The 24,240-nt window shown below is 44.2% G+C and carries 18 protein-coding genes; 8 read left to right on the top strand and 10 right to left on the bottom strand.

What is annotated here, in order from left to right; translation table 11 throughout:
- Positions 1–109 precede the first annotated feature (109 nt).
- Entirely contained in the window at positions 110–1,228 is a 1,119-nt protein-coding gene (gene dinB, locus AB6735_RS16485; RefSeq protein WP_370996945.1) for a DNA polymerase IV, read from the top strand.
- 159 nt (positions 1,229–1,387) lie between these two features.
- Positions 1,388–4,282, top strand: a complete 2,895-nt coding sequence (locus AB6735_RS16480) for a DEAD/DEAH box helicase (protein WP_370996944.1) — start codon at positions 1,388–1,390, stop codon at positions 4,280–4,282.
- Between the two features lie 149 nt (positions 4,283–4,431).
- Here AB6735_RS16480 and AB6735_RS16475 read toward each other — a convergent pair whose 3' ends face one another.
- The 10 genes from AB6735_RS16475 to aspS form a co-directional block, all read right to left on the bottom strand.
- Positions 4,432–4,746, bottom strand: coding sequence for a low molecular weight protein tyrosine phosphatase family protein (locus AB6735_RS16475; protein WP_370996943.1), 315 nt, complete (start codon positions 4,744–4,746; stop codon positions 4,432–4,434).
- A 14-nt stretch (positions 4,747–4,760) separates the two neighbouring features.
- Positions 4,761–5,426 carry a hypothetical protein gene (locus AB6735_RS16470; protein ID WP_370996942.1) on the bottom strand — a complete coding sequence of 222 codons (666 nt, stop codon included), beginning with the start codon at positions 5,424–5,426 and terminating at the stop codon, positions 4,761–4,763.
- A gap of 25 nt (positions 5,427–5,451) precedes the next feature.
- The gene (locus AB6735_RS16465) at positions 5,452–5,964 is read right to left on the bottom strand and encodes a nuclear transport factor 2 family protein (RefSeq protein ID WP_370996941.1); all 513 of its coding nucleotides are present in this window, start codon (positions 5,962–5,964) and stop codon (positions 5,452–5,454) included.
- 27 nt (positions 5,965–5,991) lie between these two features.
- A complete protein-coding gene (locus AB6735_RS16460; protein ID WP_370996940.1) occupies positions 5,992–7,296 on the bottom strand; it encodes an amidohydrolase in 1,305 nt (434 codons plus the stop codon).
- Between the two features lie 89 nt (positions 7,297–7,385).
- On the bottom strand, positions 7,386–7,871 hold the full coding sequence (locus AB6735_RS16455) for an FKBP-type peptidyl-prolyl cis-trans isomerase (RefSeq protein WP_370996939.1): 486 nt from the start codon (positions 7,869–7,871) through the stop codon (positions 7,386–7,388).
- 105 nt (positions 7,872–7,976) lie between these two features.
- Positions 7,977–8,438, bottom strand: coding sequence for an FKBP-type peptidyl-prolyl cis-trans isomerase (locus AB6735_RS16450; protein WP_370996938.1), 462 nt, complete (start codon positions 8,436–8,438; stop codon positions 7,977–7,979).
- A gap of 233 nt (positions 8,439–8,671) precedes the next feature.
- Positions 8,672–9,625, bottom strand: a complete 954-nt coding sequence (locus tag AB6735_RS16445) for a hypothetical protein (RefSeq protein WP_370996937.1) — start codon at positions 9,623–9,625, stop codon at positions 8,672–8,674.
- Between the two features lie 114 nt (positions 9,626–9,739).
- Positions 9,740–10,453, bottom strand: coding sequence for a hypothetical protein (locus AB6735_RS16440; protein WP_370996936.1), 714 nt, complete (start codon positions 10,451–10,453; stop codon positions 9,740–9,742).
- Positions 10,454–10,466: 13 nt separating this feature from the next.
- Complete coding sequence (locus AB6735_RS16435) at positions 10,467–12,683, bottom strand: hypothetical protein (protein ID WP_370996935.1); 2,217 nt, start codon at positions 12,681–12,683, stop codon at positions 10,467–10,469.
- 239 nt (positions 12,684–12,922) lie between these two features.
- Positions 12,923–14,668 (bottom strand): aspartate--tRNA ligase, encoded by a 1,746-nt coding sequence (gene aspS / locus AB6735_RS16430; RefSeq protein ID WP_370996934.1) that lies wholly within the window; start codon positions 14,666–14,668, stop codon positions 12,923–12,925.
- A gap of 426 nt (positions 14,669–15,094) precedes the next feature.
- Here aspS and AB6735_RS16425 point away from each other — a divergent pair, with 426 nt between their 5' ends.
- From AB6735_RS16425 to AB6735_RS16400, 6 genes are all read left to right on the top strand, one after another.
- Complete coding sequence (locus AB6735_RS16425) at positions 15,095–17,551, top strand: TonB-dependent receptor (protein WP_370996933.1); 2,457 nt, start codon at positions 15,095–15,097, stop codon at positions 17,549–17,551.
- Positions 17,552–17,859: 308 nt separating this feature from the next.
- Entirely contained in the window at positions 17,860–18,480 is a 621-nt protein-coding gene (gene pnuC, locus AB6735_RS16420) for a nicotinamide riboside transporter PnuC (RefSeq protein WP_370996932.1), read from the top strand.
- A gap of 165 nt (positions 18,481–18,645) precedes the next feature.
- Positions 18,646–19,737 carry an acyl-CoA dehydrogenase gene (locus tag AB6735_RS16415; protein ID WP_370996931.1) on the top strand — a complete coding sequence of 364 codons (1,092 nt, stop codon included), beginning with the start codon at positions 18,646–18,648 and terminating at the stop codon, positions 19,735–19,737.
- A gap of 229 nt (positions 19,738–19,966) precedes the next feature.
- Positions 19,967–20,692 carry a DUF4304 domain-containing protein gene (locus AB6735_RS16410; RefSeq protein ID WP_370996930.1) on the top strand — a complete coding sequence of 242 codons (726 nt, stop codon included), beginning with the start codon at positions 19,967–19,969 and terminating at the stop codon, positions 20,690–20,692.
- Between the two features lie 1,134 nt (positions 20,693–21,826).
- Positions 21,827–23,500 carry an alkaline phosphatase PafA gene (gene pafA, locus AB6735_RS16405; RefSeq protein WP_370996929.1) on the top strand — a complete coding sequence of 558 codons (1,674 nt, stop codon included), beginning with the start codon at positions 21,827–21,829 and terminating at the stop codon, positions 23,498–23,500.
- 110 nt (positions 23,501–23,610) lie between these two features.
- Complete coding sequence (locus AB6735_RS16400) at positions 23,611–24,234, top strand: thiamine phosphate synthase (protein ID WP_370996928.1); 624 nt, start codon at positions 23,611–23,613, stop codon at positions 24,232–24,234.
- Positions 24,235–24,240: the final 6 nt, after the last annotated feature.

Raw genomic sequence — 24,240 nt, 5'->3', positions numbered from 1 at the left:
CCGTAGAGATTGCTTCGTACCGCAATGAGGGGTGTTTTTATTTGACACAAATTAAAGGCTGCGTTTCAGCTATTCATTTTAGCAAAGGCTCTCCGTATCTTTGCTATGCATGCCAAACGAACCCGTACAGATCATCCGTAAAATTATCCATATTGATATGGATGCTTTTTACGCGTCTGTTGAGCAGCGCGACTTTCCCGAGTACCGGGGCAAGGCTTTGGTGGTGGGTGGCTCGCCGCAAGGCAGGGGTGGCGTGGTAGCTACAGCCAGTTATGAAGCGCGTAAATTTGGTGTGCGCTCGGCCATGTCGTCAAAAAGAGCCTTGCAGCTTTGTCCGGATGCCATATTTGTACGGCCTCGTTTTGCGGCCTATGGTGAAGTATCACAAAGGATCAGGGAAATATTCAGCAGGTATACCGACCTGATTGAACCACTGTCGTTAGATGAAGCCTATCTGGATGTAACCCATGATAAGCTGAACATAGGTTCGGCCATTGAAATAGCCAAACAGATTAAGCAGGCTATCAAAGATGAATTGCAGCTTACGGCATCTGCAGGGGTATCCATCAACAAATTTGTAGCCAAAATAGCATCGGATATCAATAAACCCGATGGACTAAAGTTCATAGGCCCATCCAGCATCGAAGATTTTATGGAGCAATTACCCGTTGAAAAGTTTTTTGGTGTGGGTAAGGTGACCGCTCAAAAAATGAAACAGATGGGCCTGCATACCGGCGCCGATTTGAAAAAACTTACAGAAGACGAATTGGTAAGGCACTTTGGCAAAACCGGCAGGTTTTATTACCAGATTGTACGGGGTGTGGATAACCGGGAGGTGCAGCCCCACCGCGAAACCAAATCGTTAGGGGCTGAGGATACTTTCGCGTACGACCTCACCACGCTGGAAGAAATGGATGCTGAACTCGACAAAATAGCGCTCACGGTTTATAACCGTCTGCTTAAATATGATCTGAAAGGCCGTACCCTTACCCTCAAAGTAAAATACAGCGACTTTAAGCAGATCACCCGTAATCAATCATTCCCCGAAGCTTTTAATGATCTGGAAACCATCAGCCAAACAGCTAAACAGATTATGGCGGTTAACTATACAGACGATGCCAAAGTGCGGTTGCTGGGTATATCCCTCTCCAACTTTGGCGATATAGTACCTAAATCAAAACAGGAAAAAGAAGCTGGCCCGGGCGATCAGCTGGCACTGGAATTTTAGCCCCCTAAGCCCCTAAAGGGGGAATCAAAATCAACTTTTAACTAAACAGTAAGCCGTGTTAACAATTATTTAACAGAAAACACTTTCAAATAAAGTAAATTCTCATTACGTTTGAATTTTTTGTTGATGTAACTTCTATTAATTTTTTATCAAAAGTTAATGTTACGCGTCGACAGTACCAAACCATGCCAGATCATTTATGCCATTGCCCGGCATGAGTATTTGTCGTACGTTATTGAGCCGCACATTGTTCAGCTTAATCCCAACGGCGAATTTTCACTAACGCACCAGCGTTTATTCTCCAATACAGCCAAGGAATTTATCCATTGTTTGGACGATACGGATATCAAGCTCATCAAGATCCTCGAAGAAATGGAGCAGGGCAACGTGATCAAACGTTATTATAAAAAGCCGATCCGCCCTTTTGAGTTTTTCTCCAAGATATTTAACGAGCAGCTTTTTGATACCATTCGCCCCAAAATGGAAAGGCGTATGGCCGAAGCATTGGCTTTGCTGTGCAGTAAACAGGTATACCAGATGAGCAAAGAGGGCTATCCTGCCGAACGCAAGCTGCAGATAGCCACTGAGGCGGCGTCGGTATTGTTCCATTTCAGGCGTAATGAGGAGGAGATCAGGTATTTCCCCACCATCAAATACCAGGGCATGCGCATTGAGTTCATGTTCAAAAATGCCGAGATCATTTGCAACCACCCGGCCTGGATGCTGCTGGATGATACCCTGTATTATTTTGATAAAGAGATAGAGGGTAAAAAACTGCAGCCGTTTCTCAGTAAACGATATATCGCTATCCCGCGGTCATCAGAGCAATCTTATTTTGAAAAGTTTGTAGCTCCATTGATCGAAAAGCATAATGTATACGCCGAAGGTTTTGTCATTAACACCGAAAAGTATGACGCGCAGGCGGCTTTGAAACCTATTTACATAGAAGGCGGCATCTCGCAGCTGCAATTGTATTTTAAATATGCAGGCTATATTTTCCCTTATGGCGATGGCAGGCATGTATCGGTACGGATGGAGAAAAATGGCGACGAATATATTTTTCATCGCATCAAACGTTCCATCACCTGGGAAAAAAACAAGATGCAGCAGCTGGAGCAGATGGGCCTGAAAACGGTGTCGAGCCTGTTCCAGAACCTGGAGGTAGATAACCACGACGAGGATGCCGATCATTCTTTCTCGGTGTTTGAGTGGCTTAACCAGTATCATGATGAGTTGATTGAGCAGGGTTTTGAACTGGAGCAGCCGGAGGGCCAAAAACGCTATGTATTTGGCAACAGTAAAATTGACCTGGAGGTAAAAGAAAATAACGACTGGTTTGATATTCATGCCATTGTATGGTTCGGGCCGTACAGCATACCATTTATCCAGCTCCGAAATCATATTCTTAACCGTAAAAAGGAATTTACGCTGCCATCGGGCGAGATTGCCGTGATACCCGAAAAATGGTTTTCGCAGTATGGTAACCTGCTGCATTTTTCGGAAGGTAGTAACGATCTGAAGTTGCGCCGCCATCATATAGGTCTGGTAAATGACCTGGCCGAGGGCGAAATGGCCAACGTGACCATGACCCGCAAGCTGCAAAAGCTAACCGATTTTGAGGAGCTGGAAGAGGTGGATATGCCGCAGCATTTTGCCGGTAATTTGAGGCCCTATCAAAAGGCAGGCTATAACTGGTTCCACTTTTTAAAGAACTATCATTTTGGCGGCTGTCTGGCCGATGATATGGGACTTGGTAAAACCATACAGACCCTGGCCCTGCTGCAAAAACACAAAGAAGATACCGAGGCCGCAGGCAGCAAAGCTACATCGCTGGTGATCATGCCCACCTCGCTCATTTATAACTGGCTTAACGAGGCTAAAAAGTTTGCGCCACAGCTTAAACTCATGGTGCATACAGGTACCTTGCGCTACCGCTCGGCCGATGTGTTTGCCAATTACGATGTAGTGATCACTACTTACGGCATCAGCCGGATTGATATTGGCATGTTCAAGGAGTACTTTTTTGATTATGTGATACTGGACGAAAGTCAGAACATCAAAAACCCATCATCCAAATCGTTCCAGGCGGTTAAGCAGCTTAAATCACGCTTTAAACTGATCCTGAGCGGTACCCCGGTCGAAAACTCAGTGAATGATTTGTGGACGCAAATGTCGTTCATTAATCCGGGCTTGCTGGGCGGTCAGCAGTTTTTTCAGAATGAATTTGTAACACCTATTGAAAAGAAAAAGGACGAGGACAAAGCCCGCAAGCTGCAGGCATTAATAAAACCTTTTGTATTACGCCGTACCAAGGAACAGGTAGCCACCGAGTTGCCGCCAAAAACCGAAAACCTTTTCTATTGCCAAATGAGCGAAGAACAGGCCTCGGTTTACGAAAAAGTAAAATCAGAATATCGCAACGAACTGCTTAAAAGTCTGGAGGACGGCACCTTTGCCAGAACCCAGATCCAGGTACTGCAAGGCTTGATTAAATTGCGGCAGATAGCCAATCACCCTATTATGATCGACGATGATTATGAGGGTGACAGCGGTAAGTTTGAAAACGTGGTGCATACCCTGGCCAACGTATTGGATGGCGGGCATAAGGTGCTCATATTTTCGCAGTTTGTAAAACAACTGAGCATTTACCGTGAGCATTTTGAGCGCGAAAGCATACCTTATGTATACCTGGATGGTAGTACCCAGAACCGTGGCGATGTGGTGAAACAATTCCAGGAAGATCAGAAAACACGCGTTTTCCTGATCTCGATAAAAGCAGGTGGTGTAGGCTTAAACTTAACCGAGGCTGATTATGTATTTATCCTCGACCCGTGGTGGAACCCGGCTGTGGAACAGCAGGCTATTGACCGTACGCACCGTATCGGCCAAACCAAAAACGTGTTCATTTATAAGTTCATCACCAAGGATACGGTAGAAGAAAAGATCCTGGCCCTGCAGCAACGCAAACTAAGCCTGAGCCGCGCGCTTATCACCACCGAAGAAAGCTTTATCAAGTCGCTTACCGCGGATGACATCAGGGAGATATTGGGGTAATCTTCCCTCTACACGCGTCATTGAGGTACGAAGCAATCTCTATGCTGTACAGAGAGAATTACTAAGTGATGAACCTGCATAATTGACCTGCCTGTGTAGAGATTGCTTCGTACCTCGCAATGACGCATGTTTTGTTTTAGTGATTACTACTACAAATATTCCCTCAAAATATCTTCTAAAATTCCTATCAGTTCTGGATCATTAAATTGATAATTGTCTTCAATATCCAGTACTACCAGTTGCTTGCCGGTAATATCAAAACGCTGTTTTAACAATTGCTGATGTTTGCGTTCCATCACAAAAATAACATCGGCACGATCAATCATTTTTTGATTTATGCGGATACGTGCCTTATCGCTGGTGCCGGCAGAGGATGCCTGGTGCAAGGGGTGGTTCTTGAATAAAAGTTCGGCTGTTGGGCTTCGCCATTGATTTTTACTGCAGATGAAAAGTAGATTGGCCAAGGAGTGATCTAATATCAGGTTGAACTAAGCGCTGCTGAAAATTTGAATATAACACTGATGACAAAGAACACAATGGATAAGTAAAATATTCGTTTTCCCTGCTTTCGGTCGTTGTCGCTATAGCTGTAAACCCGTTCGCCATCGGGCAGTGTTTTTTTGAAGGATGACAAGTGCCAGCCAATAAAGATGCCTAATAGTCCGCCTGCAATAGCGAATATATATCCTAAGATAATCCAGGTGGTTTGTGGTGGTTCCGGTTGTTTAAGAGCTTCTATCCGGCTTTTATGCAGCCCGGATAATTTCTGATCATTAATTTCAACTCCGCGTTCGGTAAGTATTTTTCTGGCCAGCTGATAGTCGAACGGGCTCCATTCATCAGCTTTGGCCAAAATATCTATGAGCTCTTCGTTACTAAAGCCAAACAGGTAATGATCCGGATCGGCCTGGTCAATATTTGTACGCTCGCTGTCATTCAGCAAGCGGTTTACCAACTCAAAATCTACGGCTCGTATTTTTACAATGTAATCTTTAGATAGCTCGCTGTTAACAAATGCCGGATTAAAGGAAAACTGGCTTTCTTCTACCCCATGTGGAATATGATGTTGATCCAGCAGCGTGGTAAGCTCACTTGCTAAAGCCGGGTCATTAAAGGTTTGAAAGGTAATAAGGTCAGGTTGCATATGGGTAGAGCTAAAGTATCATAGATCAAAGTCCGTTTTTGGGTACCCAGGCCTGGCTTTTGATGAGCCATTTGTCGCTGACAAGACGGAGCACAAATGAAAAGGCCCCCTCCTCATTAAATGCGTCGCCGTTAATGGTGCCGGTGTATTCAACGGGTACTACCAGATAAGCTACTTCTTCGGTTTGCTGGAAAACCTTGATGCGTTTAACTTCAACCTTGAAATCTTTTATTTTAAAACCCTTTACCGCCTTCTGTACCGAGTTTATCCATTGCACGCCTGCCAGCGGACCAGCCCATGAAAAAGGTTGCTGCTCATCACTTATTACAGCATTGGGGGTATAAAACTCAGCTATTTTTTCGATATTAAAAGTATACGAAGCCTTGAGTACCGTATTTACAATTTCCAGAACTTCGGGCTTTAATGTTTTTATAGTTTTTGCAGTGTCTAAACCATTAACACCTGCAGCATGGGTTTTGTTCGCAACCGAAAAGGTTAAGAGCAAGCCTGCACATACTATAGTAAATATGTTTTTCATCTTACGAAGCCGTTAATATGATCTGTACTATTTGCCATAGCTATTCATATAGTCCAAAGTTAAGTTACAAAGAGCCTTAACTCCTAATGTAAATCCGCTTTCATCAATAAAAAAATCGGGAGTATGGTGCGATGGCGCTTTTAACGGATCCTGACCTTTAGGCATTCCGCCTAAAAAGAAGAATAATCCGGGTACTTTTTCCTGGTAAAAGCTAAAATCCTCGGCGCCGGTAACGGGCGGGCGCAGCAGCACATTTTCGGCCCCGGCAGTATGTTGCAGGCTCGGTAGCATTTTTTCGGTTAGCTTAACATCATTAAAAGTAACCGGGTAATGGTTGCTGTATGGGATCTTTACTTCGGCGGTGGCGCCTTGTGCCTCGGCGGTTTTGGTGGCTATTTGTTTAACGCGCTCGATCAGTAGTTTTTCATCGGCAAGGGTAAAAGAACGTAGTGTACCCAGCATTTCTACCCGTTCCGGAATAATATTAGAGCGGTTGCCGGCTTTAATGGCACCGATGGTTACCACTGCCGGGTTTTGGGTCACGTCAACATTACGACTCACAATGGTTTGCAGGTTGTTAATGATCTCGGCCGAAACTACGATCGGGTCAACGCTCGACCATGGATAAGCGCCGTGAGCCGATCGCCCTTTTACAATGATCTGCATGTCGTTTACCCCGGCCATTGTTCCGCCTGGGCGATAAGTGATCTTACCAACTTCGGTTTGAGAGTTGATATGCAGACCAAATATGGCATCGACCTTTGGGTTTTCCAATACACCTTCCTTTACCATTTCTTCGGCGCCGCCTTTCTGGCCGGGTTCCACCCCTTCTTCTGCGGGCTGAAAAATGAATTTTACGGTACCATGCAGCTCGCTTTTCATGGTTGAGAGCACCTGGGCCACGGCCATCAGAATAGCCATGTGCGAATCATGTCCGCAGGCATGCATTATGCCAACTTCCTGGCCGTTATAAGTGGTTTTTACTTTTGATGCAAAGGGTACAGGAGTTCGTTCAACTACAGGTAAGCCATCCATATCGGCTCGTAAAGCAACAACCGGTCCGGGTTTATCGCCTTTTAAAATACCAACTACACCGGTGGTAGCAATACCAGTTTGTACCTGTATGCCTAAGGACTGTAGGTGTTTGGCAATAATACCCGATGTGCGTACCTCATGGTTTCCCAGTTCCGGATGTTCATGAAAATCCCTCCGCCAGGCAACTATCTTGCTTTGCAAAGCATCGGCTTTAGTACTTACCTGTGCTGTAATATCGGTTTGAGAAAAAGCATTTAGGCTGGTTAAGGATAGTATTAATACGTAAAGTTGTTTCATACCAGATTATTTACGCTAAATATAAGTATAAACAATAAAAACGATAGCATGTTGAATGCCATCGTTTTTTACAAATATTAGATGTAGTTTTAATTAATACTAATAAGGTCTATCGTAAATATCAATACCGAATTTGCCGGTATCGGACCGTTTGCATAAGGGCCATAACCATACCTGGAGGGGATAAGCAGAATGATGCGTCCGCCGGCTTTAATAAAGGGTACGCCGATAGTCCAACCAGGTATAACTTGTGACAGGCTGGTTTGAACGGCATTTTTTGAATCGAACGGATTATCATTAAGCAACTTACCGGTATAGTTAACGGTAACGGTTGAACCGCCAGATGGGTTTGGGCCGCTGCCGGGAGTTACGATCTGATAGTATATGCCAGAAGTATCCTTGGTAGCAGTGATATCGGTGTGCGCTGCAAGATATGTTTTTATAGCGGCGTCATCGGTAGCAGCCTGTACCGCAGGATCAACCACAACAGGTGGTTTCTGTTGTTCTGTTTTCAGGCAGGATGACAGGGTGATGATGGCCAAACCCAATAGTAAAAAGTATCTTTTCATGTTCATATATCGCTAATAGTAGTTTGAGTGCATCTAATATAAATTTAACTATGGACTAAAGCTAAATAGTAATAAATAAGATACAATATTGAAACAGGATCATCGTATTTTCTATTGAACCTTAACAAGATCGATATCAAATGTCAACACCGCGTTTTCGGGAATGGGGCCGGCGCCGCCAGCGCCGTAAGCCAGATGCGATGGTACGTACAGCACCATGTTGCCACCTGGTTTTAGATGCGGCACCGCTATTTGCCAGGCCTTAACCAGGCTTGATAAGGGTCTCGAAAAATTGCTGCCTTTGTCATACAGCTGCCCGCCCATGAGGGAACAGGTATAATTAACGGTTACGGTTGAACCTTCGGTAGGGGCAACACCTGTACCCGGTTTGATGATCTGGTAATATAAGCCCGATGGATCTTTCACGGCTTTGATCTGCGGATTGGCTTTCAGGTATACCCGGATCAGGGAGTCATCGACTTTGGCCTGCTGCGCCATCTGACCCGACATAGAACCGCCGCATGAGGTTAGGACGATCACAAAAGCGCTTAACAGTAAAATGTATTTTTTCATAGTGTTTTAATCAAAAAAGCCCCTCCAAATATCAGCTAAAGAGCGGAATTTGAAGAGAGCTTTGGTTAATTTATTGATAATTATACTTATGTAGTTTTATTGAACTGCTTATGTTAGTCCTTTATGCTGAGTTCTATGCCTACACATCGCTCAAAGGAAAGTTATGGGTCAAAATATTATCAACAAATTCAACCATTTAGCTTGGCCCCTTTTATTCAAATAAAAATTGAGGATCATAAGCCGCTTCCATCTTTATTTATAAGCTGCTTCAATTCCTTTTTAGTAAGTTCTTTTCCAACGATTTCTGGGGTATCCGCCTCTGTATATTCCTGCTGAGCAGTTAGTGTGGTGTTAGCATTTTCTGCGGTACAAAAATGCGGATCTACAAATCCATATAAACTTTTTGAGTTTTGAGTATCTCTGCTGCTTTCTATATCAATAGATTTAAGATAAGTGACTAAAAGCGTTATACCAAATGAATAGTTTATGCTAAACTTACTATTAAGCCCTAAAGTTGTACCTGGTAAAACTGTTTGCCCGAGTTTAACAACTACACTGCCTTTCTTAAATCCCCTGTATGTGGCAAGGGTACCATCCTCATGTTCAACAATTATTTCATTAACATTGCTTTTGTAAGCAAGATCAGCAGAGGCTTCTGTTTCATACAGATCTTTGACCTCTACTACCAAACCTTTCCGTACAGCGGTTACAGTATCTTCGTTTGGGGTATAAAAAAAGTATACTTTCCAATCTTCGGGTGTAGTTTTACCCAAAAAACGGGCACCTACAAACGCTACATCCGCAACCATTACCTTTTTATGCTTTTTACAAGGTAAAAGATATACAAAACCGGCATTGTATTTTGGATTTAATTTTCCCCTTATATAACTGTACTGGTAAGCAAATCCAACACCTTGATCTTTATTTTGAGGCGAGAGGGTCAGGAAATGCCCTGAATAGCTTTTGACCGTAAAATGCTGTTCTATTGCATTTGAGGAGTTAATAAGGTTAGTGAACTTAAGGTTTATGGTGTAGCTGCCGAGGTCATTTTTTTCGTAGTTAAAATCTACATTTTTATTGGTATTGATGGTATAATTGATCTTTATTTCGCTATCCTGCGCACTAACATTTATAATAAAATAACAATTAAGAAGGGCAAATGCAATTGCTTTTATTCTGTTGGTCATAACACTTAAGAGGTTAAAAATATGGTTAAAAATTGTCGATAATTTGATAAAGAAAGTAAATGGAGAATCTTAGGCTGTTGCATGCGAGCGACAGCCTAAGATTATAAATATTAATCAACAGAGTTCCACTTTTGTAAAATAATTCATTTTCGAAAGTTCTGGTAAAAGCTTTTTGAAAAAGTAAGGGCCTGTTGATCCCAGGTCAATGTCATAGATCATTTTATCGCCTTCAATTCTTGTTTTCCAGTTATGGATCACGCCGTGTATCCTGTCTTTTTTTTCTGACTTTTCATTAAATCCAGAGATAAAATTATCTATCTCTAACTCGATTTTTTGGGCATCGTTTAGCCGCTCCGCTTTGAGTTGTAACTCGATTGTTGCATCCATATTGATACGGGTAACAATCAATTCATAACTCAAGTCCTTAAGTTTAAAAGGCAGCTGTACATCGGGAAACATTTGCCGGTGTATCAACGCCACATCCAATTCCTCAAACCAAAATTCTATATCGTCGCAATCAATATCAGTATCTTCCAGTTGATAGATGCGCCCGGATTTTGATTTCCAAAGTACGGTTACGGGGTTCCAATTATGGTTAATATATACGTAGAATGGTAACTGGGAAACAACCTCATATTTTACAAAAAACTCTTGTTCCGGTCTTGTTGCAATAGAAATCTGTTTATTAATTTTTAAACCAGTTCGCAGCTCAAATAGCGTAGTCAATTGTATATCTGCACAATTTGCAAATTCAAGTGACATATTTTGCTGATATCTGTTTTGAAAATCGTAAACGAGTGTACTGATGTTGAAAAATAATGTTGGCATACTTTTTACTAAGTTAAAGTATCACTACAGCGTCAGCAACCCGCCACAATGTTCTCGCAATTAAAAAACTTTCCCAGTCATCCAAAATACCAAAACCATCTAAGTCGTCCAAAAGAGAGGCTATAACAACACCCGCTGAGGCGCCCTTTAAATAAGGTATGATCTTAGGATTTTGACGAACAAAGGCAATAACCAATTGCTCTCTATTGTCCGGATTGGCTTTTATTCGTTGAAATAATATCTTCAGTTTATCCGTCAGGTTTTGCGGTAATATAACAGGTTCGGGGGCCGGTTGATTATTTCTTGCCACGGAAGCATAAACTATTACTCCTTTACTAAATAAACGAGCTTGAAGAAGATTAGAAGAATTTCTTGGATCAGGTAAATACCGTGTAGCATAATTTCCGCCGGCCGCCCAAATACCGCCATTAGGTGGTGGACATAATAGATTGCCCTGGGTTACATAAAGTTGCACTTCGGCCGCACCTGCGGTTTGACCAGCTGTATTATCCGGTTTAATTTCGAACATTTGATTGGTAAGCGGATCAACTATATCAGCATAGCCAGCAGCACCGGTTAATTTACTGCTGGAACCAGGAATAAAATATTCTCTCATTGCTAATGGGTTGCTAAACATATAATCATATTGTATCAGCCAATGTTCTGCTGTACCTGGCCATTTGAAATTTCCATTTCTGGCGGTGCCATGACAAGGGCTCATGGCTACGTCATCTTTGGCATCTTCCTGTTGCATTAAATTCAAAATGTAGTTATTATTAGCTGTTATCAATGCCTGGAACTGAGATGGTGTAACAACGTTTCCATTTGCATCGTGGGGAGGCGTATAAGTCACATGCTCGCCTGTGGCAGATGGTCCGTTTTGAAATGCCGGATTAAACTCCGAAGCGTCCGGACGGTTATATCCGGTGCTGTTGTCCCCGTTGGGACCTTTATTTCCTATGGTATATTCTATTCCTATTTGACATCGATCGGAGCTTACATCGGGAGTAAAATAGCTGGCTGCGAGTGATTTATCAGCATTAAATATCAGTGTGCCGAATCCGGGATATTGTACTCCATCAATGGTCGCAACAGTTTTGAAAGGACCGATTATGTCACAGCCAATGCTTTTGGCATAATCCAATAAATCATTAAATCTGCTTTCAGGTACCCTGCAATTTAGACAGTTATCATCCATCCCGAAATTAGGGGTCTTCTTATCAATAGTGGTAACATTAGTTGTTGGACATGGATTACCTGTAGGGGGCGGGAAGCCGCCAATAGGCGTTGCTAACGTTTGTGTTTTTAAGCTGTTTACGGTTGTTTTTCCTTGGCTTCCGATATTATTTAAACCCAAGACGCAAGAGGTGCTGGGAGATGAAGTACTTCCATTACTACCGCCTCCACCAACACTCCCACCACCAGAACCGGTACCACCTCCAGAGCCATCACCGCCACCACCGGTTGTAAAAGTCACACAAGTTTCCCCCAGATAAGTTGATGGATAAGTTATACCATTAAAGCTAACTGTTTGGTACCACTCTGTACAAACGGTAACTTTTTGAGCATTTGTATTTGTTTTTAGCCCTTGGGTTGCCTGGCTCCCATTTTGGGTTGTGCCGGCCGGATTGCTATCGGTAGAGATTTTTCCGGTAATAAAACCGTTTTTGTAGGTCCAACCGCTCACAAATGCACCTTTGGGGGTACTATATAAAACCACACCGCTAAAATCACTATCGCGCTTATTGTACTTGTTATGGTCAAGTTTGCTAAGGTCGCCTTTTAAATAAGCGGCATCGGCTATAACAGTCATGATATATGCATTATACTTGCCTAATTGCTTTATTAACAAAAATGAGCTGCGGCTCAAAGCAGGATCATAGGCCTGATCTCCCTTTTCGTTTTTTAAGCCTAAAGCTATTTTGGCTGAAGCAGCAGCGTCAAGAGGCATTTCAATAACATTATCACCAAAGCGGATATAGGCTGCAACATGGCCCCAGTCAGGTTTGATCACCTGGCTGAAATCGAAATTGGTTACTGTAGATTGTGTGTTCAGTTTGCCGGTACCTGAGGGATAAGTGCTCTCGTACCAGCTTTTTGCCTGGGCGATGGCAGGATCGGAAACAGTGTTTGGCGGATCGGTATGCAGATCTTTTTTACAGCTGTTGATCACAACGGCTATTAAACATGCTGTAATAAATACAGCTAAGAGGTGTAGTTTTTTAAGCATAGGTTTAGGTGTAGAAAAACGATTCCTGTATTTTAATTAATGAGCCTAATATGTAGTGAATATTTTATCGCCGCAATAGGTGAAAACACGGTATTTTATAAGCTATGCATACCGTAGCGGAGGACCGAGGGAAAGTCCGAAGACTTTCTGGAGAGGCTTCAATCAAAAAAGCTCCCTCCAAATATCAGCTAAAGAGCGGAATTTGAAGAGAGCTTTGGAATATTTATTGATGGTTTTACTTAAACCGTTGTTTTGATCTTGAGTTCGGTCATCTGCGCATCGGCGATGGTGGATGGCGAATCGATCATCACATCGCGACCTGAGTTGTTTTTCGGGAAAGCGATCACGTCGCGGATAGAATCCAAGCCGGCAAAAATAGATACCAAACGATCAAATCCCAACGCTAAACCACCATGTGGTGGAGCGCCATATTCAAAAGCATCCATTAAAAAGCCAAATTGTTTTTGTGCTTCTTCCGGCGAGAATCCCAGGTGTTTGAACATCAGCGATTGCATACCACGATCATGGATCCGGATCGAACCACCGCCAACTTCGGTGCCGTTGATCACCAGGTCATACGCGTTGGCGCGTACTGCTCCGGGATCGGTATCCAGCAAGGTAATATCCTCAGGTTTTGGCGAGGTGAACGGGTGGTGCATAGCATGGTAACGGCTGGTTTCTTCGTCCCATTCCAATAGCGGGAAATCCAGTACCCATAGCGGTGCGAATTTATTTTTATCGCGCAGGCCCAAACGGCTGCCCATCTCTAAGCGCAGCTCGTTCAGTTGCTTGCGTACCTTATCGGTATTGCCGGCCAATACCAGCATCAAGTCGCCTTTTTCAGCGTTGAAAGCTGCCGCCCAGTTGGTGAGCTCGTCTTCGCTGTAAAATTTATCAACCGATGATTTTAACGTGCTATCCTCATTATAACGGCAATAGATCATACCGGTAACGCCAATCTGCGGGCGTTTTAACCATTCGGTCAGTTCGTCAATTTGTTTGCGGGTGTAGCTGGCGCAGCCTTTGGCGTTGATACCTACTACCAGTTCGGCATTATCAAAAATGCCAAAACCTTTGCCTTTTACAATGTCGTTCAGCTCCACAAACTCCATCCCAAAACGAACGTCGGGTTTGTCTGATCCATACAAGCGCATGGCATCGGCATATTGCATCCGCGGGAAATCACCCAGGTCAATACCTTTTACAGTGGTAAACAGATGGCGGGTTAATCCCTCAAAAATGTTTAATATATCTTCCTGGGTAATGAAGGAAAGCTCACAATCTATCTGGGTAAACTCCGGCTGACGATCAGCGCGCAGATCCTCGTCACGGAAACATTTCACGATCTGGAAATAACGGTCGAAGCCGCTCACCATCAACAATTGCTTAAATGTTTGCGGTGATTGCGGAAGGGCGTAAAACTCGCCCGGGTTCATGCGGCTTGGCACCACAAAGTCACGAGCTCCTTCAGGAGTGGATTTGATGAGCACCGGGGTTTCCACCTCAATAAAATCAAGCTTGTCTAAATACTTACGGATCTCCTGTGCCATTTTGTGGCGCAGTACCAAATTGTTACGGATAGGCGCACGGCGCAGATCAAGGTAACGGTATTTAGCACGAAGTTCTTCGCCGCCATCGGTTTCATCCTCAATTAAAAACGGGGGCAATTTGGCCGCGTTCAGAATTTCGATATTTTCAACGGCAATTTCAATTTCGCCGGTTGGTATCTTGTTGTTTTTACTGGTACGTTCCAGAACCTTGCCGGTAACTTTGATCACAAACTCGCGACCAAGACCGCGGCCAATCTCACGTACGGCAGCGTCGGTATCGGTATTGATCACCAGTTGAGTTAAACCATAACGGTCGCGCACATCAATAAATGTGGTGCCGCCCAAATCGCGCGATTTTTGTACCCATCCGCATAAAGTAACCGATTGACCTAAGTTGCTGATATTTAATTCGCCGCAGGTATGAGTTCTAAGCATAATAGCAATAGTTTTATAAAAGTCTGCAAAAGTAAGTTTTTAGTTGGAAGTCCGAAAGACCGAGAGACGGAAAGTCCGGAAGTTTTGATCTTTTAAAGGTTTGATGGCGCTTTTCTTCCGGACTTCCGGACTTTTTCAACTTTCGGACTAAAACCCTATCTTTGCCGTATAATTTTCTCAAGGGGGTGCCTTGCTTTGAGCAATCAAACTGAAAGACAGGCTGAGATCAAACCCATTGTTTAAGTCTTAAGTTCTAAATCCTAAGTTCTAAGTCATTCATGACTTTCGACTAAAGACCCCCGACTAAAGACTTTGACATGCACCTGATCCGGATAATGCCGGCGTAGGGATAGGTAACAAGTTAAGTGTACTGCGTATTTACCCTGATGGGCAGATGGTTTAACTATTTTTAGTTTATTAGTTATTTTGAAAAATTTGTTTGCAGCTATCGCTGCTTTGCTGCTGCCTGTTCTGGCATCGGCCCAGCTTTCCATCAGCGGAAAGATCATCAACACATCCGGCGAGGTTTTGTCCGGTGCTACTATCTCCATTAACAACCCCGCATTGAGCACCGTTGCTGATGTTACCGGGAAATTTAGCTTTACCGATCTCAAAGCCGGTACTTATGTGCTTAAGGCCAGTTATATCGGCTATCAGACTATCAGTAAAAGTATCAGCTTAAATAAAAACGAGGTGATTAACATCACCTTGAACAACGGTACGCTTACTACCGAAGAAGTAACTGTAAGTTCAACCCGGGCCAGTAAAAATTCACCGACGGCTTATACCAACCTGAGTAAAAAGGATCTGACCAAGAACAACTTCGGGCAGGACTTGCCGTATATGCTCAACCAAACTCCATCGGTAGTGGTTACTTCTGATGCCGGGGCGGGTATTGGTTATACGGGTATCCGCATCCGCGGATCGGATGCTACTCGTATCAACGTTACCATTAACGGTATCCCTTATAACGATTCGGAAAGCCAGGGTTCGTACTTTGTCGACCTGCCCGATATTACTTCATCTGTAGATAATATCCAGATCCAGCGTGGGGTAGGTACTTCCACCAATGGTGCCGGTGCTTTTGGCGGCAGTATCAACATACAAACCACCACCCGTCGCGATACCGCTTATGCCGATATCAACGCTTCGGCAGGTTCATACGGTTCCATCAAAACTACGGTTAGCGCGGGTACGGGCTTACTGGGCGGCCATTTTAGTCTGGATGGCCGCGTATCGCGTATCCATTCTGATGGGTATATTGACAGGGCTACATCAAACCTTAAATCGTTTTTTGTAAGTGGCGCCTGGTATGGTAAAAACAGTACCTTAAGGGCCAATGTGTTTTCGGGTTACGAAACTACTTATCAGGCCTGGAACGGTATTGCCGATTATGTGATCGGCGATAATACCCGCTCAGATAACCGTACCTACAATGAACTGGGATATATAGATGCAACTAACTCGTTCTATAAAAACCAGGTAGACCATTATACCCAAAATCATTACCAGTTATTGTACGATAAAAAAATATCAGACAAGCTATCCTTTAGCGGGGCCCTGCATTATACCAAAGGTAAAGGCTATTACGAGGAATACCGTAATGCCGACTCTTTGAAAAATTATGGGATAGCTCCCGTTGTGGTTGGTCCTAATACCATCAGCGCTACTGATCTGGTACGCAGGCTTTGGCTCAATAACGATTTTTATGGCGTAACCTATGCCCTCAAATATCAGCCGCAAACCAACCTGAACATGACCCTGGGCGGCGCTTATAACCAGTACAAGGGTGCGCATTATGGAGATGTGATTGATGTCTTTGCGCCTATCGGTCTGCCATCTAATTATGAATACTACCGCGATAACGCCAAAAAGAACGACTTTAACATATTTGCCCGTGCCGAGTGGCATCTGGATAAAGTGTTGCTGTATGCCGATATGCAGTACCGCCATATTTATTATTCCTTTTACGGGATAGATAAAAACCTGAACAATGCTCAGCAAACGGCGGAGCTCAACTTTTTTAATCCCAAGGCAGGTATCACTTACCAGTTTAACGCGCATAGCAATGTGTACGCCTCCTTCGCGGTAGGTAACCATGAACCCAACCGCGATGACTATGTCGATTCGCCGCCGCAGAATCGCCCCAAATCAGAAAACCTGAAAGATTTTGAAGCAGGTTATCGTATCAGCGGCCCGGTATTTACAGGCGGCATCAACGGCTTTTATATGCTTTACAAAAATCAGCTGGTATTAACCGGAGCCTTGAATGATGTTGGCAGCCCTGTACGTACCAACGTGAAGGACAGCTACCGTGCCGGTGTGGAGTTTGATGGCAAAGTGAAAATTACCAATCAGCTCAATTGGGGCTTAACCGCTACCTGGAGCGCCAACAAGATCAAGAACTATCAACAGTTTTTTGCCGATGAAGATGGCGGCCCTTTAGTAGGTGAAAGTTTTAAGAAAACAGATATCGCTTTCTCACCATCGTTAACCGGTTCCAGTGTGATCAGCTACAGTCCGGTAAAAGGCGGCGAAATTGCTTTCATCAGTAAATATGTGAGCCGGCAGTATATTGATAATACCTCCAACCAAAACCCAGAGGGATATACCATAACCCCGGAGAATCAAAGCAATACTTACGCGGCTAACCGCCTGCTGAAAAGTTATTTTGTGAACGATGTGCGGATAAGATATAACTTTAAAGTAAAGGGTGTAAAAAACATTGGACTGGGCCTGCAGGTGAACAACATCTTCAGCGAAAAGTATGAAGCTAACGGCGCTACTTATGCCGATGTTAAGGGGAATAATATCCTGAATTATAACTATTTTTTCCCACAGGCGCCACGCAATTTTATGGCCTCGGTAAGTTTGAGTTTTTAATGGACACTAATTTCACGAATTGGAGCGAATTTTACGAATGGGATGATATAAACATATGGAAAACAGCGATTAAACTTATGGGATGATCGAGTCGCATAATCGACTCACCCGGTCTACGCTTCGCTGGACCACCCTCCTCTTCGCCTGCGGCGGAAAGAGGGTGGAGGAAACAAAAAAAGGCAATCCCCTCTATGCGCGAAGCGGAGAGAGGGGTGACAAGCGCAGCGATGTCGGGGTGAGTCGGTTCGATATTTGCCAGGAAAGAGAACTCAATAATTCAATAAATCACTAATTCAATAATTATCATATTGCAAAGTCTCATTAATCTATTTGTAGAGCAGATCAAAGAAACCACCTGGGTGCAATGGCTTGCCGTGGCCCTGGGTGTTGCCGAAGTGCTGCTGGCGCGGGTAAATAACATCTGGCTTTACCCCGCGGGGATATTGGGCACCGCTTTATCCATACTATTATTGATGGAAGCGCAGCTATTCGCGGAATCATTGCTCAATGTGTATTACATTGTAATGAGTGTTTATGGCTGGGTATACTGGGTAAAAAAACGCGATCAGCCACCGGTAAAAGTCACCTGGTCAACCCGAACAGAGTGGATCATCAGCTTATCCATATCATTAGGTGGTTGGGCAGTCCTGTATTTTTTGCTCCGGTACTTTACGCCATCAAACGTGCCGTTATGGGATGCCTTTGTATCCTCAACCGCCTGGGCGGGCATGTGGTTGCTGGCACGACGAAAAATAGAGAACTGGATATTTTTAAACATATCCAACCTGTTTGCCGTACCGCTGTTGTTTTATAAAAAACTGCCCATGTTTGCCGTACTCACCATATTTTTATTCATTGTGGCCTGTTTTGGCTATTATGACTGGCGGAGAAGAGCCCAAGGCCCAAAGCTTAAAGCCGAAAGTTTGTAAGAAAAAGTCTTATTCCAGCCCTTCTCCAAAGGAGAAGGGCTGGAATATATGAAAGATCCTGCCTCACCTAAGTCCTCTCCGAAGGAGAGGACTTAGGTGAGGCTAAACGTTTGTAAATATGAAAATTGCTTTAGGCTTTTCGCCTTTAGCTTTAAGCTCAAAAAAATGCATCCATCAACCCACCTCAAACCCGAATGGGTAAATATCATCAGAGCGGCAGTGCCCGCAGCCGAAAAGGCGGGGATGCTGCAGCCAGCACAATTGCAGCTGATACATGAGCAGGGCTGGTTTAAGTTTTTGGTACCCCAGGCTTATGGCGGCTTGCAACTGTCGTTGCCCGATATGGTAAGGCTGGAAGAGAGCCTGGCCTGGGCCAATGGCAGCCTGGGCTGGGTAGTTACGCTTTGCGCCGGAGCGGGTTGGTTTGGCGGATTTTTATCGCCGGATGTGGCTCCCTTGATCTTTGCCGATCCTGCTTTATGCCTGGCCGGTAGTGGAGCCGCCACGGGTACGGCAACCATAACCGATGGCGGGTATCTCGTCAACGGCCGCTGGAAATATGCCAGCGGGGTGCACCACGCCACGCATTTGACCGCTAATTGCGTCATCAAACAAGGCGATGAAACGGTGTTGAATGATGATGGTTCACCGTGGATATTGCCCTTTATTTTTGACCGTAAAGATGTCACCCTGATATCCGCCTGGAAATTTATGGGTATGATGGGCACCGGCAGCGACGCCTATGAAGTGCGTGATCTTTTTGTGGAAAACAACAGGTGTTTTAAAATTGATCCGGACAATGCGGTAATTGCCGGACCTTTATATCAATACCCCTTTATACAACTGGCCGAGGCTACGCTGGCAGCCAATATATCGGGCATGGCGGTTCATTTTACAGATCTGTGTGCTACTATTTTTGATGAAAGATCAGAGAATAAACACTTGACAAAAGATCGGAGGGAGATCATCAAACAACTGCATGAAAAATTGACCAATAAGTTAAACACGGTACGCCTGGAGTTTTACAGCTCAGTCGATGCCTCCTGGCAAGGCGCGTTAATGGGGAAAGCCTCACAGCTACATCAAATTGGCCAAAGCAGTCGAAAACTGGCCCGCACCGCCCGCGAATGTGTAGATGAGCTGTATCCTTACTGCGGCCTACAGGCTGCCAATCCCGACACCGAACTCAATCAAGTATGGCGTGATTTGCATACTGCCAGTCAGCATTCGTTGCTGGTGTTTGAGGATTGGAATTAGGGTGGTCTGTCACCCTGTTCAGAAATCAGGGGCGTGTGCGATTCCTTCCCTCGGGAAGTGGAGGAAGTGGTTTATGGGCTATGATAATCATCTCATGTATTAATTCACCGGAGCAAACACCATCTTTTTAATTTTCAGCATATTAGCATGTGAAGCAAACGAGTATTGTGTACATTTACGAGTACCAGATAACTAAAAACGCCATCAAACGATAGAACAAAATTTAAAAATGGGCTTTTTCGACTTCCTAAAAAATAAATCAAAACCGGCTGAAGAGAAAGTAGATAGGATATCTGTACTTGCCGCCAATAATGACTTTAAATCCCAATTAGACAATATCCAAGATGAAATTTTCCTCTTTTTAAAGCCATTAGGTTTTAAGAAGAAAGGCCGAACTTTTAACAGGCAAACTGAAGATGGAATTTGTCAGGTGGTAAACATTCAAAGTGGTAAATATGAATTTGGTGATAAGTATGTAGTTCCACGACTTAGAGAAAATTATTATGGTAAATTTACGATTAACCTGGGGGTAATGGTTAAAGAAATTTATGAGCTTGACCATCACCATAAACCTAAAGATATTTACCAGGATTATGACTGCCAGATAAGAACCAGACTTACCCATTTAACAATTAAACAAGAACTTTGGTGGCCAATTTCAGACGACATTCTTAAGATAGCCGAAGAAATAATTGAAGGATTAAATTCACAGGGTATTCCCTGGCTTGATACATTTGAAAACAGGCAAAGCATTTGTAAAAATTGGAGAACTACAGAAGGATCTTCACGTAGGGCCAAATTAGATGTGGAACTGATTGTGTTACAAAGTGATAAAGAAAAAGGTGCCCAATTAATTCAAGATTACTACAATAATATTGAAAATCACAGCGGGCATAAAGAATATGTGAAAGTGCTTGCCGAAAGGCTTGGCTTAAAGGTAAATGACCGACCGTAAGCCTTCACTGGCATACGCGTGTCGCGTGTGCTTCATAAATAGTCATAATCAGCTTGGCCCACGTCCGGATACACACATGACACGCGTGCGCCAGCAATTGAAGAGTCTTTTCGCCGTTGTTGGTGACAACACCAACATTGGCGAAAAGAACAGCTGCTGAAATGATTATATTTGTTAAATGCCCCTTCTTAATGACATGGATAATCACACCGCAAATTTATATTTCAAGTCAAAAAAGATTTCGTTAATTATATTGGCGGCAACGGCCATCATTTGTTCCAGAATACTATTCGTCTTTTTCAATGATCCGGAAGGCCCCAATCTATTAATAGTTGGAGGCCTGACGCTGGCAGTATATCTTTTATCATTGGCCGCATATCTACTTAGTCCATTGAAAATAATGGGTATCCAACGGCTTTCGGCGACTGTTGGGTACCAGATATTATTGGTTATTACGCTCTATTTTTGCATGAAATAAAGCGACTCTATCAAAGCCGGGGTTATTCAATAATTCACTAAATCAGTAATTCAATCATTGAAACGCGTTAGCGATAGCAGCGGATACCGGCCATTGCCTAATGCCAGTTCAGTATGAGCGGATAGCGCGGGCCGGAGGTAACGCCCAGCCAGTTTAGACGAAGGCATAAAGCAGAGCCAACTCACCCGGTCTACGCTTCGCTGGACCACCCTCTCTTCGCCTTTGGCGTAAAGAGGGTGGAGAAAATGTATATTGATGGTGCGGTGATAACACTGACCATAAGCTGAATTCTAATATTTTTCCGTCAGCAGATAAGCTTCGGGCGAAAGCGGGCAGAACGATGGTGGCCTGTGTGGCTGCGGGGCATAGCAAGTTTTTGCTGAAGCGCAGGGGAATGTGAGAACGAAGTAGGGCAAAATAATTGCAGCCCTGGTTCTGCCCGTTTTGCAGGGCAAAGGCAGGGAGCGCAAAGAAGCATTTCTGCTGAAAGCCCTTTGGTTACTTTGTGGCTACAAAGTAACTGGCCCTCCCGCGGCCAAGAGCGGGTGTACACCATACAAAGCTACCCAGTCCGTAACAAACATTATATTTAACAAAAAACTATACCGCATTTTAAATGCATTGTTGATATTTGGACTTCTCCAAATCAATGAAAAATGAAGCTTAAACATCTACTCCTTGTTCCTTTATGCATTGCCGCTGTTTCGGTATCAGCACAAAAAAAGAAAATCAGCGCGGCTCCGGCTGCCGCATCATTGCCCCGCCCAAAACTGGTAGTAGGTCTTGTGGTTGATCAAATGCGCTGGGATTACCTGTACCGGTATTACGATCGTTACCAGACAGGAGGCTTTAAGCGTTTACTTAACGAAGGTTTTACCTGCGAAAACACCAATATCGACTATATACCAACCGTAACGGCTGCTGGCCATACTTGCATTTACACCGGTTCGGTGCCGGCCCTGCATGGCATAGCGGGCAATGATTTTATTATACAGGCCACCGGAAAATCCATGTATTGCACAGATGATAGCACCGTACACGCAGTGGGCAGTACCTCTAAGGCCGGTGAGATGTCGCCCCGCAATTTACTGGTGACCACCGTTACCGATGAATTAAGGTTAGCTACCAACTTCCGCTCCAAAGTTATCGGCATAGCCCTGAAAGACAGGGGCGGTATCCTGCCCGCCGGGCATACCGCTAATGCTGCTTACTGGTTTGATGACGCGAATGGCAGCTGGATAAGCAGCACTTATTATATGAACGATCTGCCGGACTGGGTTAAGAAATTTAATGATCAGAAAATAGCCGAGAAGTACCTGAAACAGGATTGGAACACGCTATATCCTATCAATACTTACGTACAAAGTGCGCCTGATAACAGTCCCCGTTATGAAGGTAAATTTGGCGGAACAGAAACACCAACTTTCCCCATTAAAACATCTGAGTTATACAAGGGCAGAGTGGGTTTGATCCGTTCAACACCGTTCGGGAACACCATGACACTCGACCTGGCCCGCGCCGCGGTTGAAGGTGAGCAATTAGGCAAAAACATCGTGACCGACTTTTTGGCGGTAAGTTTATCTTCTACAGATTATGTTGGTCACCAATTTGGGCCCAATTCGGTAGAGGCTGAGGATACTTATTTAAGATTGGATAAAGACCTGGCTTCCTTTTTCAGCTACCTGGATGCCACCGTTGGCAAAGGCAACTATTCGGTTTTTTTAACCGCCGATCATGGCGCCGCGCATAACCCTACTTTTTTAACCGATCATCAAATACCGGCCGGTTTTTGGGATGACGGAAAAGCTGTTGTTGAAATGGAAAAGCTGCTGGAAGATAAATTAAAAGTAAAAAATCTCATCCGCAGTATGGCCAATTACCAGGTAACATTTAACAATACCATCATCAAAAAAGAAGGTTTAAATATCGACGCACTGAAACAGATCTGTATCGATTATCTGCAAACACAACCGGCCATTGCCTTTGCTGTGGATATGCAAAAGGCGCAAACAGCCAACATCCCCGAAGAGCTGCGCAGCCGCATCATCAACGGGTACAATGTGGAGCATAGCGGTGTGATACAGATAATCCTGAAGCCTGGATATTTTACAGGGCACGGTAGTACCGGCACTACTCATGGCTCCTGGAACCCTTATGATACGCACATCCCGCTGGTGTTTATGGGTTGGGGTATTAAACACGGCAGCCTTACCCGCCAAACTCACATGACGGATATTGCGCCTACCGTAGCTTCGTTATTACATATACAGGCGCCGAGCGGCAATATTGGCAAAACCATCAGCGAGGCCCTGACGCAAGAGAAATTGTAGCATTAGTCGGGAAAGTCCGAAAGTCAGTAAAGTCCGGAAGTTTTAAAACAGTTATCTTTATTGAGTTTCTTCCGGACTTTCCGACTTTACTGACTTTCGGACTATAAACCATGAAAAAATACATCTCCAAATTTCACTATCTCACGCAAGATCTGCCCGATCGTAGTCATGTGCAGCAGGTACAGATAGCCTGTGAAGCCGGTGCCAATTGGGTACAATACCGCTGCATGACCAAGCCCGAAGATGAGCTGGTTGATGAACTCAACGAAATAGCCGGCATCTGCGACGATTGGGGCGCAACGCTCATCATCACCAATCATTATCATTTGCTGGATAAGGTAGATGCCCAAGGCGTACACATCGAAGATCCCCTGGCCGATCTGGCAGCCATCCGCGCCACAATAACAGATGAAAAAACGTTAGGCGCCTCGGCCAGCAACCCGGATACTCTAATGAAAATACAAAGCCTGGGCGTTGCCGACTATTGTGGCTATGGTCCTTTTGCGCATACCCATACCAAACACAATGATTATCCGCTGCTGGGCTTTGATGGTTACCGCCAATTGGAGAAATTACCCATCGATATCCCGGTGATAGCCGTAGGTGGTGTACTGCTGAACGATGTAGAGCGCCTGCTGCAAACAGGGATCTATGGCATAGCCGTATCCGGAGCTGTTAACCTGGCGCTCAATCCCGGGTCGGCGTTAAAAGAGTTTTACAGGAAGGTTTATTGAGTACAA

This window comes from Mucilaginibacter sp. RCC_168 (assembly GCF_041355315.1).
In the GTDB taxonomy this organism is placed as follows: Bacteria; Bacteroidota; Bacteroidia; order Sphingobacteriales; family Sphingobacteriaceae; genus Mucilaginibacter.
Note: the sequence above shows the minus strand (reverse complement) of the source record. Positions and strands in the feature narration are given on the sequence as shown.